Source organism: Methylocystis sp. IM3, assembly GCF_038070105.1.
Taxonomy (GTDB): domain Bacteria; phylum Pseudomonadota; class Alphaproteobacteria; order Rhizobiales; family Beijerinckiaceae; genus Methylocystis.
Window position 1 is genome coordinate 3181194 of record NZ_JBBPBZ010000002.1, and the last position, 13686, is coordinate 3194879.

General features: G+C 67.5%; 9 protein-coding genes. 6 read left to right on the forward strand and 3 right to left on the reverse strand.

Annotated features, from left to right (window positions below; genetic code table 11):
- Positions 1-13 precede the first annotated feature (13 nt).
- Positions 14-3124, reverse strand: a complete 3111-nt coding sequence (locus WOC76_RS17465) for an Rne/Rng family ribonuclease (protein WP_341431517.1) — start codon at positions 3122-3124, stop codon at positions 14-16.
- Between the two features lie 776 nt (positions 3125-3900).
- On the opposite strand from WOC76_RS17465, the gene WOC76_RS17470 reads away from it, so the two are divergent.
- The 3 genes from WOC76_RS17470 (at position 3901) to WOC76_RS17480 (ending at position 8663) form a co-directional block, all read left to right on the forward strand.
- Complete coding sequence (locus WOC76_RS17470) at positions 3901-5094, forward strand: N-acetylmuramoyl-L-alanine amidase (protein WP_341431518.1); 1194 nt, start codon at positions 3901-3903, stop codon at positions 5092-5094.
- A 313-nt stretch (positions 5095-5407) separates the two neighbouring features.
- Positions 5408-7810 carry a penicillin-binding protein 1A gene (locus WOC76_RS17475; RefSeq protein ID WP_341105041.1) on the forward strand — a complete coding sequence of 801 codons (2403 nt, stop codon included), beginning with the start codon at positions 5408-5410 and terminating at the stop codon, positions 7808-7810.
- A 61-nt stretch (positions 7811-7871) separates the two neighbouring features.
- On the forward strand, positions 7872-8663 hold the full coding sequence (locus tag WOC76_RS17480) for an enoyl-CoA hydratase (RefSeq protein ID WP_341105039.1): 792 nt from the start codon (positions 7872-7874) through the stop codon (positions 8661-8663).
- 18 nt (positions 8664-8681) lie between these two features.
- On the opposite strand, the gene ccmB is transcribed toward WOC76_RS17480, so the two are convergent.
- Positions 8682-9353, reverse strand: a complete 672-nt coding sequence (gene ccmB / locus WOC76_RS17485) for a heme exporter protein CcmB (RefSeq protein WP_341105037.1) — start codon at positions 9351-9353, stop codon at positions 8682-8684.
- On the reverse strand, positions 9350-10024 hold the full coding sequence (gene ccmA, locus WOC76_RS17490; RefSeq protein ID WP_341108729.1) for a heme ABC exporter ATP-binding protein CcmA: 675 nt from the start codon (positions 10022-10024) through the stop codon (positions 9350-9352). The genes ccmB and ccmA overlap by 4 nt, the downstream gene beginning before the upstream one ends.
- Before the next feature lie 195 nt (positions 10025-10219).
- Between ccmA and WOC76_RS17495 the strand changes: the two genes are divergently transcribed.
- The 3 genes from WOC76_RS17495 (at position 10220) to WOC76_RS17505 (ending at position 13685) form a co-directional block, all read left to right on the forward strand.
- The gene (locus tag WOC76_RS17495; RefSeq protein ID WP_341105035.1) at positions 10220-11464 is read left to right on the forward strand and encodes an aminotransferase class I/II-fold pyridoxal phosphate-dependent enzyme; all 1245 of its coding nucleotides are present in this window, start codon (positions 10220-10222) and stop codon (positions 11462-11464) included.
- A 68-nt stretch (positions 11465-11532) separates the two neighbouring features.
- Positions 11533-12693: a hypothetical protein gene (locus WOC76_RS17500; RefSeq protein WP_341105033.1), complete on the forward strand. Its 1161-nt coding sequence runs from the start codon at positions 11533-11535 to the stop codon at positions 12691-12693.
- Positions 12690-13685, forward strand: a complete 996-nt coding sequence (locus tag WOC76_RS17505; protein WP_341389178.1) for a fatty acid desaturase — start codon at positions 12690-12692, stop codon at positions 13683-13685. The genes WOC76_RS17500 and WOC76_RS17505 overlap by 4 nt, the downstream gene beginning before the upstream one ends.
- Position 13686 lies beyond the last annotated feature (1 nt).

A 13686-nucleotide genomic window follows, 5' to 3' on the forward strand; every position in this document is an offset into this window, starting at 1 on the left:
CGTGAGGCGCGCCTTATTCCGGCGCGCGCACGCGGCTCCACCAACCGCCCTTCTTGGGCGCGTTGGGGTCGGCCTGCGTGATGACGACCTGAGTCGGCTCGCGCGGGGGGGCGGGCTCCTGCGCAGCGGCGGGCTCGGGCGCTTCGGGCGTCGTCTCGGGCGGCTGCGGCGCGGCTTCATAGACCGCGCCTGCTTCTTGCCCAGGCGTCGCTTGCTGGTCGACCGCTTGGATCGCAGCCTCCTGCACCGGCGGCGGAGCTGCTTCTGCTTCACGCGCCGCGGGCGGAGCCGCCTCGACTGCCGTAACGGCGTCCGCCGCTGCGGCCGGCGCCCCCTCGACATCTCCGGCGGGCGCCGCCGGAGCGGACGGCTCGATCGGAGTCTGGGCGAAGGCCTCCGGCGCCGGAGCGAAGTCCGGGATATGAGCCTCCTGCGGCGAAACGAAAGTCTGCGCCTCTTGCGCGCCTTCATCCAGCGGGAAAAGCGCGGAGGGATCGCGGAATTCCTCCGGCAGCGGCGCGGAGCGGCGCCAGCGGCCGGGCCCGCGTCCCCGGCTGACGCGCGGCTCACGAGGCTCGCGCGGCGCCGGCGCGCCTTCGATCTCCGCCATGATCGCGAGGCCTTCGTCCGAGGGCTGCTCGGCGCCCGGCGCGAACACCTCGCCATTCTGGGCGCCGCCACGGCCGCGGCGGCGACGGCGGCGGCGTCCGCGCCCAGCGCCCTCCTCGCCTTCCTCGCCCGCGAAGCGACGTTGCTCGCGGTCGCGGCGCCCCTCGGCGCGGGTCTCCTGGCTTCCGCCGGCGGCGGCTTCTTCCTCGGCCAGCGCCTCTTCCTCGAGAATGTCCTCCTCGAGCGGCTCGGCCCGGATCGAATCGACGCGCAGCGGCGCGGGCGCCGAGGGGACGCGCGGTCCGCTCGCAAGCTCCCCGCGCTCCAGCGCATGATAATTCGCGCCCGTCAGCGTGTCGTCGGCGGCGACGGTGATGTGGACGCCGAAGCGGCTTTCCAGCGCATGCAGATGCGCGCGCTTCTGATTGAGGATGTAGAGCGCCACGACGCCGCGCGTGCGCAGCGTCACGTCATGCGCGGCGCTCTTGATCAACGCCTCCTCCAGCACGCGCAGCACATGCAACGCGATGGAGGCGGTGGAGCGCACATGGCCCGCCCCGGCGCAGTGCGGACAGGGCACGGTCGAGCCCTCGACGACGCCGGCGCGGATGCGCTGGCGCGACATTTCGAGGAGGCCGAAATGCGAGATGCGGCCGACCTGGATGCGCGCGCGGTCGTTCTTCAGCGCGTCCTTGAGCCGGCGCTCGACGGCGCGATTGTTGCGGCTCTCCTCCATGTCGATGAAATCGACGACGATCAGACCGGCGAGGTCGCGCAGGCGCAGCTGGCGGGCGACTTCGTCCGCCGCCTCCAGATTGGTGCGCAGCGCCGTGTCCTCGATATTGTGCTCGCGCGTCGAGCGGCCCGAGTTCACGTCGATCGCCACCAGCGCCTCGGTCTGGTTGATCACCAGATAGCCGCCCGATTTCAGCGTCACGTGATTGGAGAACATCGCGTCGAGCTGCGCCTCGACCCCCGCCTCGGCGAAGATCGGATAGGGCTCGCGATGCTGCTTCACGTTTTTCGCATGGCTCGGCATGAGCATGCGCATGAAATCCTTGGCCTCGCGATAGGCGTCCTCGCCGGAGACCACGATCTCCTCGACGTCGCGGCCATAAAGGTCTCGTATGGCGCGCTTGATGAGCGAGCCTTCCTCATAGACGAGCGTCGGCGCGCTGGAGCGCAGCGTCAGTTCGCGCACGCTCTCCCACAGCCGCAGCAGATATTCGAAATCGCGCTTGACCTCCGCCTTGGTGCGCGTCGCGCCCGCCGTGCGCAGGATGACGCCCATCCCCTCCGGCACTTCGAGATCGTGCACGATCTCCTTGAGGCGCTTGCGGTCCGCGCCGTCGGTGATCTTGCGGGAGATGCCGCCGCCGCGCGCAGTGTTGGGCATCAGCACCGAATAACGGCCCGCGAGGGAGAGATAGGTGGTGAGCGCCGCGCCCTTGTTGCCGCGCTCCTCCTTCACGACCTGGACGAGCAGCACCTGGCGGCGCTTGATGACTTCCTGGATCTTGTACTGGCGGCGGGGGCGCGCGACCCGGAACGGCGCCTCGTCCATGGCGTCGCCGCCGATATGCTCGACGTGCTCTTCCTCGTCGTGCTCTTCGTCCTCGTGGTCCTCGTCGCCCGGCTCCCCGCGCGGCGCGCGAGCCTCGAGCGCCTCGCTCTCGCCCGCCGCTTCCGCCTCGCCGGAGTCCTCGGCCCCTTCTCCAGCTTCCTCGGTTTCCTCGCGGGCGCGCTCGCGCTCCTCGTCGCGCTCGTCCTGCCGGCGCGCCTTCAGCTCGTGGTCCGGCTCGGCCGTCGCCTCGACGAATTCCTCGGCCGCGCCTTCCTCCACGGAGCCGAAGCCTGACGGATCGACGGAAATCGTGTGATGGCCCTCGTCGGCTTCGACGATGCCGGCGGCCTCGACCGCCTCGACCGCCTCGGCCTCGACCTCGATGTCGGTGGGCGCCTCGGTCTGCGCAGGGGCCGGCTCCGCAGCAAGGGCGGCGACGGCCTCGGACCCGACGACGGCCTCTTCGCCAGCCTCTTCGGCGATCTCTTGGCCGGACCCTTCGGTCTCGTCGGCGGCCTCGATCAGCGCCTCGAGGTCGACGGGCTCGCTGACCAGCGTCTCGTCGGCGCCGGCGCGCTTTTCGGCGCCCTCCTGCTGACGACGGCGGGAGCGACGTCGCCCGTGCGGACGATGCTGCGGCTCCTCCTCCTCGTCCTGCCGATGAGCGCGGCTCTCCTCTTCGAGGAGCGCCTGACGGTCGGCCACCGGGATCTGATAGTAATCCGGATGGATTTCGGCGAAGGCCAGAAAGCCGTGGCGATTGCCGCCGTAATCAACGAAAGCGGCCTGAAGCGAGGGCTCCACCCTCGTTACCTTGGCCAGATAAATATTGCCGCGGAGCGGTTTCTTGTCGGCGGCCTCGAAGTCGAATTCCTGAACGCGGTTACCGCGCAGCACCACCACCCGGGTTTCCTCCGGGTGGGAGGCGTCGATCAGCATCTTGTTTGCCATGTGGGACTCTTTGGGGCGCTGCGCGCGCGGCGGCCGCCGGAGGGCGCCGCAGTCCGGTCGGGGACGCGGCGGCCGCTGCTCGGCGGGGCCAGCGGGCGCGAACGCATGTTGTGCGAGAAAAGGGGAAGGGCCGCAGGCCCGTAACGCTCTGGCCGGCGCTTTGACCGGCGCACAGATAGGCTGGGCTCGTCGCCGCGAGCGGGCGCAAACCCGCCCCTACGGCGCAGAGCCGGACAAGATGACGACCCCAAGCCCGAAGATCCTTCGCGGCGCGAGCGCCGGAAAACGGACCGGGAGGCGCGCGGCGTGAAGCGGGACGCGCCGCGCGGACGGACCCGGCGAGGCGAACTTCACTTGCTGCGCATATCATGGTCCTGGCCATGAGATCGTCAAAAAACCTTTCGCGACGCCTGAAGGCGGCGATTTTGCGTCGCATCCGGCCGGAAGCCGCTGGCGACACAAGAGACCTCAGCCCATCCTGGAAGGCGCCGGCCATAATGGCGAGACGCGCCGCTGACGGCGCGCGCCAGCCGACTCCCAGAGAGCGCCGCTCCTTCATAGCGGTCGCCCGCGAAACGCGCAAGCGCCGCCGCTGCATCCCGTCGGCGGCGCCCGGCAAGGGTGGCGCAAGCTGTGGGAGTTAACGAAACCTCAACGGACAGGCTCGAAATATCTGCCTATATATGAGCGAGCCTGAAACCTGCGGGACCCTGGCCATGACGCATCCGCCCTTTTACCGGAAGAGGGCCGCCCGGCGCCTTCGCGACGCGGCGGGAATGATTTTTATTGGTCTCGGCCTCGGACTCGGCGTCGCCGAAGCGGCCGAGGCCGAGAAGTCTGTCTCCGCGATTTCCAGCCATGTCGAGGCCGCCCCCGACCATTCCCGCCTCGTCTTCGACCTGACGGGCGCGGTCGAGGCGCGGGCCCATCCGGCGGCCAATCCGCCCCGGATCATCGTCGATCTGCCCGAAGTGGCCTTTCGCATCGACCCCGGCCAGGGTCGGTCGGCCGCGGGCTCCAAGCTGATCAAATCCTACCGTTACGGCCAGTTCGCGGCCGGACGGTCGCGCGTCGTCGTCGATCTTCTCTCTCCCGCGCGGATCATGAAGGCCGGGGTCGAAGGGAATTGTCTCATCATCGATCTCGCCCCAACGACGGAAGCGAACTTCAATGCGGCCGTCGCGCAGAGCGCCGCCGCCGCCCCTGCCGAGCAGCCGGCCACGCGCGCCGAGACCGCGGCGCCGCCGCCCTCCGACAAGCCCGTGGTGATGATCGACCCCGGCCATGGCGGGGTCGACATGGGCGCGACGGGCAAGCATGGCGAGCAGGAAAAGACGATCGTCCTCGAATTCGCCCGCGCTCTCGCGGCCAAGATCGAGCAGGGCGGTCGAATCAAAGCCGTGATGACGCGCAACGAGGATATTTTCCTGCCGCTCGCCGAGCGGGTGCGCATCGCCCATCACAACAACGCCGCGCTGTTTCTCTCGATTCACGCCGACACGCTCGCCGAGGGCCATGTCGAGGGGGCGACGGTCTACACCGTTTCCGCCAGGGCCTCCGACGCGGAAGCCGCGCGCATCGCCGAGAAGGAAAATCTCGCCGATCAGGCGGCGGGCCTTGAGAGCAAGGAAGAGAGCGGGCAGGTCGGCGACATTCTCTTCGACCTCACCCAGCGCGAGACGCGGGCGTTCAGCGCGCAATTCTCGCAATCGCTGATCGCCCGCTGGAAGGAGGCCGGCAGCCTCAACAAGAACCCCGCCCGCTCGGCGGGCTTCGTCGTGCTGAAATCCTACGACATTCCCTCGGCGCTGCTGGAGCTCGGCTATCTGTCGAGCGAAAAGGATCTCGCGCGGCTCACCTCGCCGGAATGGCGCGAGCAGGCGGCCGGCAAGACCGCCGAGGCGATCGAGGCCTTTTTCGCGGCGCGTTCGCGCGAGGCGCGCGCGCCCGAAAAGCCGCGCCCACAATAAAACACAAAATCGCGTCACTTGGGCGATCGACCGGATTCGGAGCGGGGGCTCCGCCGGCCGCGTGAGCGGGCTTGCGGCGAGGGGCCGCAGCCACTGGATCGACGGACGCGGGCAATGCTAAGGCAGTGCCGCGCGCAACGGAAATGGACGGCGTTCGCCGTGTCTGAGCGAGCCCGCGACGACGCAAGCAAGCAGCCCCAAACGGCGCAGGCGCGCCCCGCTGGAGCTCCCTGAAAAAGGGGCAGGCAGGCGCCATATAGAGGCAGGCGCCGGAAGAGGAGCGGTTCGCTAACCGCTTGAGAGGAAGATTTTCATGCGACTTCTCGCAAGATTTCTAGGTTTTGTCTTTGCGACGGGCACGATCGTCTTCCTGATCGCCGCCGTCGCCGGCGCCGGGCTGATCTATTATTATTCGAAGGATCTGCCCGACACGGCGCAGCTCCAGAATTACGAGCCCCCGGTGACGACGCGGCTCCATGCGAGCGACGGCTCGATTCTCGCCGAATACTCGCGCGAGCGCCGCCTGTTCCTGCCGAGCTCGGCGATTCCCCCGCTCGTGAAGCAGGCCTTCATCTCCGCCGAAGACAAGAATTTCTATACGCACAACGGCGTCGATCCCGAGGGCGTGCTGCGCGCCGTCGGCGTGCTGCTCGAAGGCGGCCGCCACGTGCAGGGCGCCTCGACGATCACCCAGCAGGTCGCCAAGAACTTCCTCGTCGGCAACGAGCGCTCGATCGACCGCAAGATTCGCGAGGCGCTCATCTCCTTCCGCATCGAGGCGGCCTATTCCAAGGAGCGCATCCTCGAGCTCTATCTCAACGAAATCTATCTCGGACTCGGCAATTACGGCGTCGCGGCCGCCGCGCTCAATTATTTCAACAAATCGGTCAACGAGCTGACGCTGGCCGAGGCCGCCTATCTCGCGGCTTTGCCCAAGGGGCCGAACAACTATCATCCCTTCCAGCATCGCGACCGCGCGATCGAGCGCCGCAACTATGTCATCGACCGCATGGAGGCCGACGGCTTCGTGACCCATGAGGAGGCGACGAAGGCCAAGGCCGAGCCGCTCGGGGTCAATCCGCGCGCGCTCTCGCCCAATACCTATGTCGCCGGCTATTTCGCCGAGGAAGTGCGCCGCGATCTGCTGGAGCGTTACAAGGAGAAGGGCCTCTACGAGGGCGGCCTGTCGGTGCGCACGACGCTCGACCCCAAGATGCAGGCCTGGACCCGCAAGGCGCTCGCCGACGGCCTCGTGCGCTTCGACGAGGCGCATGGCTTCCGCGGCCCGATCAACCACATCGACGTCTCGTCCGACTGGGGCGCGCCGCTCGCCAACATCCCTTCGCTCGGCGACATCAAGCCCTGGCGGCTCGCCGTCGTGCTCGATCTCACCGACGCCGGCGCGCGCATCGGCCTCCAGCCGGGCCGCGAGGCCTCGGGCGAGGTCGCCCGCGAGCGCGAGACGGGGACGCTCACCGCCGAAGGGATGCGCTGGACGGGCCGCAGCCCCAAGAGCGCGCTCACCGTCGGCGACGTCATCTATGTCGAGCCGATGATCGGCGCGCCGGGCCGCTACCGGCTGCGCCAGATCCCCGAAATCTCCGGCGCCATGGTGGCGATGGACCCCTATACGGGCCGCGTCTTCTCCATGGTGGGCGGCTTCTCCTTCGACCAGTCGGAGTTCAACCGCGCCACCCAGGCGCTGCGCCAGCCGGGCTCGTCCTTCAAGCCCTTCGTCTACGCCACGGCGCTCGACAATGGCTATACGCCCTCCTCCTCGATCCTGGACGAGCCGATCTCGATCCAGCAGGCCGACGGCAGCTACTGGACGCCCGAGAACTTCGAGGGCGGCCACGGCACGGGCGCGCATCCGCTGGACTATGGCGTCGCGCATTCCAAGAACATGATGACGGTGCGTCTCGCCAAGGACGTGGGCATGCCGCTCATCGCCGAATACGCCAAGCGGTTCGGCATCTACGACGACATGGGGCCCTATCTCTCCCTGTCGCTCGGCGCGGGCGAGACCACGCTGCTCAAGATGGTCACGGGCTATTCGATGTTCGCCAATGGCGGCAAGCGCATCAAGCCGACGCTGATCGACCGCGTGCAGGACCGCTGGGGCAAGACCATCTACCGCCACGACGAGCGCCAGTGCCTCGGCTGCGACGCCGAGAAATGGGACAATCAGAACGAACCCAAGCTGATCGACAAGCGCGAGCAGGTGCTCGACCCGCTCACCGCCTATCAGATCACCACCATCATGGAGCATGTCGTCCAGCGCGGCACGGGCGTGTCGATCAAGTCGGTGGGCAAGCACCTCGCCGGCAAGACCGGCACGACCAATGAGGCGAAGGATCTCTGGTTCGTCGGCTATTCGCCCGATCTCTGCGTCGGCGTCTATATCGGCTACGACCGGCCGCGCTCGCTCGGCAGCCACGCCCAGGCCGCCCTCTTCGCCGCGCCGATCTTCCGCGACTTCATGACGGTCGCGCTGAAGGACAAGCCCGACACGCCCTTCCGCGTGCCGCCGGGCATCAAGCTCATCTCGGTCAATCCGAGCTCGGGCCTGCGCACGGCGAGCGGCGGCGAGCTCTGGCCCTTCAAGCCCGGAACGGCCCCGCCCGACTCCTATTCGGGCGGCGGCGACGGCCCGCGCCAAGTCAATACGCAGGACGTCGACCAGCGCGTCGGCACCGGAACCGGCGGGCTCTATTGATCCCGAACGGCGGATGAGGCCAAAAGGCGTCATCCGCCGTTTTCTTTTCCGGAGCGCCCCGATGACCCCCGAAGCCTCGCCGGTCGAGATCGCGATCGACGGCCCAATCGCGACGCTGACGCTGAACAGCCCCGGCTCGCGCAATGCCCTGTCGCGCGCGCTTATGGCCGATTTGTCGGCGGCGCTCGAGGATGTCGCCGCGCGGCGGGGCATTCGGGTCGTTTTGCTGCAGGCGGAGGGTCCGGCCTTTTGCGCCGGCCACGATCTCAAGGAGCTGACCGCCCGCCGCAATGACCCCGACCGCGGCCGCGCATTCTTCGAGGAGACCATGCGCGCCTGCTCCGCGCTGATGCAGAGCATCGTGGCCCTGCCCCAGCCCGTCATCGCCGCCGTCGACGAGATGGCCACGGCCGCGGGTTGTCAGCTCGTGGCGAGCTGCGATCTCGCCGTCGCCGGTCCGCGCGCGCGCTTCTGCACGCCGGGCGTCGACATCGGCCTCTTTTGCTCGACCCCCGCCGTCGCCCTCGCCCGCGCCGTCGCGCCGAAACAGGCGATGGAGATGCTTCTGACCGGCGCGCCCATCGGGGCCGAGGAGGCGCTGCGCATCGGGCTCGTCAATCGCGTCTCTCCCGACGGCGCACGCACCGGCGCGCTGGCCCTCGCCGAGCAGATCGCCAGAAAATCGCCGGAAGCCATCCGCTTCGGCAAACGCGCCTTCTACGCCCAGCGCGAGAAGCCGCTCGCCGAAGCCTATGCGCTCGCGAGCGCCGTCATGACCGAGAACATGCTGGCCGACGACGCCAAGGAGGGGATCGCGGCCTTTCTGGAAAAGCGCGCGCCGGCCTGGGGCTGAGCGGCCGGGCGCGGCGGCTCACTCCCCGAGATTGCGCAGCGCCGCGGCGGCCGCGAAGGGACAAAGCGCCAAAGCGACGAGGGTGATGGCGCAGAGGATGGAGAAGGGCGACAGGAAGGAGACCGTGCCCCCCGTCGCGGCCTCCGACGCCGAAACGCCGAAGATCAGCACCGGGATCGTCAGCGGCAGGACGAGCAGCGCCATGAGCAGGCCGCCGCGCCGCACGGTGACGGTCGCCGCCGCGCCGATCGCGCCGATGAGGGTCAGCGCCGGCGTGCCGACGAGGAGCGTCGCCACGACGCCGGCGAGCGCCATCGTCTCCTGCTGGAGCATCAGGCCCAGAAAGGGCGCCGCGACGATGAGCGGCAGCCCCGTCGCCGCCCAATGCGCCGCGCATTTGACGAGCACGGCGAGTTCCAGCGGCGTATCGGAAAGATGCAGGAGATCGAGCGAGCCGTCCTCGGCGTCCGCCTGAAACAGCCGGTCGAAGGCGAGAAGGCTCGCGAGCAGCGCCGCGATCCACAGGATCGCCGGACCGATGCGCGCCAAGAGATTGGGGTCCGGCCCGACCGCGAAGGGCACGATGGCGACGAGGGTGAGGAAGAACACGACGCCCATGGCGCCCGAGCCGCCGACCCGCCGGGCGATGCGCCATTCGCGCAGGAAGAGGGCGGAAAGCGGCGCGGTCATTGCGGGGCTCCGAGCGGCAGTTCGCCCGCCTCCTCGAGCCCCAATGGCTCGTGGGTCGCGGCGACGATGAGTCCGCCGAGGGCGCAATGATCGCGCAGCACGGCGGCGAATTTCTCGCGCGAGGCGCGGTCGAGCGCGGTCAGGGGCTCGTCGAGCAGCCACAGCGGCCGGAAGGCGACGAGCAGCCGCGCGAGCGCCGCGCGCCGTTTCTGCCCCGCCGACAGCGCCCCGAAAGGCGCATGGCGCGCATGGGTGAGCCCGACCATCGCGAGCGCCTCGGCGACCGGGCGGCTGCGGCGATCCTCCCCCCGGCCAAGATAATTCGCCCAGAAATCGAGATTCTCCTCGAGCGTGAGCGCCGCCTTCATGCCGTCGGCGTGGGCAAGGTAATGCGCCGACTGGGCAAGCTCGCGATCCTCTCCCGCCCCCTCGAGCGCGACTGTTCCGGCCGCCATGGGCAGCAGGCCGGCGATCGCCCGCAGCAAGGTGGATTTGCCGACGCCGTTGCGCCCGGTCACGACCAGCGCCTCGCCGCCCGAAAGCGAGAAACTCACGCCCGACAAGACGGGCCGGCCGCCGCGCGCGACGGCGAGATTCTCGACCCTGAGCTTCGGGACGGCGTGGCGCTCGGCGTGGGGAGCGGCGTGAGGGCGCTTCGGGCTTGTCTCCATCGGGGAAGCCAATAGAGAAAGCCGCGCCAAAGCGCCATAGGCGCCGCGCCCGCCCGCCTGCCCGGCGGAGAGGCGCACTGGCGCGCGGGGGCTCGGGGTGATAAGGGACGCGATCACTTCAAGGGGGCCTTCCGCCCCGATTCTTCGTGAAACATGTGCGCGCGGCGCGCCAGGCCATCAGGGACTGCGAATTCAGTGACGAGACACAGAAGCCTCTCGGATTACGCGTCGCGGCGATTCCGCCTTGCCGGCAACGCCCTCCTCGAATTCAACAATCCGTTCTTCGCCCAGATCGACAAGCTGAAGGCGGACTTCGAGGCCAATGGCGTCCATTTCGTCAGCTTCGCCAATTACGACTATCTGGGCCTCGCCAACCATCCGCGCATCCGCGAGGCGGCCAAAGAGGAGGTCGACGGACTCGGCATTGGCGCGCTCGCCTCGCGGCTCGTCGGCGGCGAACGCACGACGCACAAGCAATTCGAGGCCGAGATCGCCAAATTCATCGGCATGGAAAGCGCGCTGGCGCTCGTCTCCGGCTATCTCGCCAATGTGACGACCATCGCCTATCTCATGAACGGCAAGCGCGACGCCATCTTCATCGACGAGCTCGCGCACAACAGCATCGTTTATGGCGCCGAGGGCGCGCCGGCCCATGTCGTGAAGTTCCGTCACAACGACATGGACCATCTCGACCATCTGCTGGCCCGCCACCGCGAGGAATATCGCAACGTGCTCGTGGTGGTCGAGGGCGTCTACAGCATGGACGGCGACACGGCCGACCTGCCGCGCCTCTATGCGCTCAAGGACAAATACAAGATCTGGCTGATGGTCGACGAGGCCCATTCCCTCGGCGTCCTCGGCGCGACAGGCCGCGGCCTCGCCGAGCATCAGGGCGTTGATCCGGGCCACATCGATCTGATCATCGGCACGCTTTCAAAGAGTCTCGCGTCCTGCGGCGGCTATGTCTGCGCCAAAAAGGAAGTGATCGACTGGTTCCGCTTCACGCTGCCGGGCTTCGTTTACAGCGTCGGCTTCTCGCCCGTCGTTCTCGCGGCGGCGCGCACCGCGCTGACGCTCATGCAGGAAGAGACCTGGCGCATCGACAAGCTTGCGAAAAACGCCGAACTCTTCCGACAGGTGGCGCACGAAAACGGCTTCTCGACGGGCCCGGCCATCGGCCGCGGCGTGGTGCCGATCCTCTTCGAGAGCGACCTCGAAACCATGTGGGCGGCGCGTCACCTGCTCGAAAAGGGCTATTACGTGCCCCCGGTCGTGCGCATCGGCGTGCCCAAGGATGGGCCGCGTCTTCGTTTCTTCTTCTCCGCCAATCACACGGAGGCCGAAATCCGCGGCGTGGTCCAGGCGCTGCGCGAGATTCCGCCCGTCTCTGAAGAAGCGCAGCGCATCGTGGCCGCCGCCATGTCCGGCGCCGCCGCGTGAACGCGGCGCCTTCCGCGTCATCTTGACGCCCTTTTGCGCAGAGTTTTTGAAGAGTAGGAATTTGAGATATGGCGCGAATCGACATCGTTCCGGTCGCGGGACTTTCGCATTTTCTTACCTTCTGCAAGCTGCCGCGCCTTCTCTACAAGGGCGCGCCGGGTTTCGCGGCGCCGCTCGACCTCGAACGCTGGACGCTCTTCGCCCATTTCCTCAATCCGCATTACAAGCTCGTCGAGGACCAGAAATTCCTCGCCCGCCGCGACGGGGAATGGGTCGGCCGCATCTCCGCCCATGTCTACAAGGACGGGATCACGCCCGTCGGCGCGAGCCCGGCGCAATTCGGCGCGCTCGACGCCGTGGATGATCCCGCGGTCGTCCGGGCGCTGACGGAGGCCGCCGAGGGCTGGCTCGCGGAAAAGGGCGCGACCCGAATCAACGGCCCCTTCTCGCCGACCATCAATGGCGAATGCGGCATGCTGGTCGAGGGCTTCGAGGCGACGCCCATGATTTTCATGCCCTGGCACCCGCCCTATCTCTCGCGCCATCTGGAGGCGCTGGGCTATGGCAAGGCCAAGGATCTCCTCTCCTATCGCTTCGCCATCGACGAGGCCCTGCTCAACGAGAAGCCCCGCATCACCAGCCGCAAGGAATGGCGCGACCGCCTGACGCTTCGCCCGCTCGATATGGCGAAGCTCAAGACCGGCGAGACGGCTCTGATGGAGGAGCTCTTCAACGACGGCTGGAGCGAGAACTGGGGCTTCGTGCCCTTCACCAAGGCGGAGTTCGACTCGACGGCCGACGCGCTCAAGCTCGTCATGCCGCCGGAATTCGGCGTCGTCGCCGAGCTCGACGGCAAGCCGCAGTCCTTCGTCATCGCGCTGCCTAATCTCTTCGAGATCGTCTCCGATTTCGACGGCCGGCTTTTCCCCTTCGGCCTGCCGAAGCTGATTTCACGCATGCGCAACCACAAATTCGACGCGGCGCGCATCGTTTTGCTCGGCACGCGCAAGGCGTTGCAGAACAGCGCCACCGGCGGCGCCGTTCTGCTCGGCATGATCGAGGAGATGCGCCGGCGCGGCGCCTCGGCCTCGCTCAGGAATCTCGAAGCCGGCTGGGTGCTCGAGGACAATATCGCCATGCGCCGTCCGATCGAAATGTTCGGCGGGCAGATCGACAAGATCCACCGCATTTACGAGAAGCGTCTCGACAGTTCGGGAGCATCTTCATGACCGGCATTTCCGTCACCGCCCAGGGCGCCGACCGCTCGCATGTCGAACGCCGGCGCCAGATCCTCGAAAAATATCCGCAGGTGCGGGAGCTCTTCGGCAAGGACCCTGTTACCTTCAGGATCACCGCCGGCATATTCGCCCTGCAATTCGCCATCTCCGCCTGGCTCGGCTGGCTCGGCCTCTCCTATTGGTGGCTGTCGCTCATCCTCGCGATTTGCGTCGGCGCCTTCGCCAATCACGCCAATTTCGTCGTCATTCACGACGCGATTCACAATTGCGTGTTCGAGAGCCCGCTCGCCAACAAATGGACGGCGATCCTCGCCGATCTGCCCAACGCCTTTCCGACCGCGATGGGCTTTCGCTGCTACCACATCAAGCACCATTCGCATCTCTCGGCCTATGATTACGACGCCGACATTCCGAGCGAATGGGAAGTCGAGTGGGTGGGCAACAGCACATGGCGAAAGGCGCTTTGGCTCTTCGGCTTCCCCGCCATTCAGCTCGCGCGCCTGTCGCGGCTGAAGGGGACCGTGCCGATCATGGGCAAATGGACCTATATCAACATCGCGGTCATCGTCGCCTTCGATCTCTTCATGCTCTGGACCTTCGGCCCCAACGCCCTGCTCTATCTCTTCTTCTCCTTCTGGTTTTCGGTCGGCGGCCTGCATCCGTTGAGCGCGCGCTGGCTTCAGGAGCATTTCGCCTTCGGACCCCATCAGGGTACTTTCGACTATTACGGGCCGCTGAACCGGCTCGCGCTCAACATCGGCTACCACAACGAGCACCACGACTTTCACGAAATTCCGTGGACGCGTCTCCCCGAGCTGAAGGCGATGGCGCCGGAATTCTACGATACGCTGCGCGCCCACCGTTCCTGGGTGGCGCTGCTCGTCACTTTCGTCTTCGATCCGACCTATTCGCTCGGCACGCGTTCTGAAAATGTCACGCAGGCGGCCGAACCTACCCCTCCGGTCGCGGCCCCCGCGGAGTAAG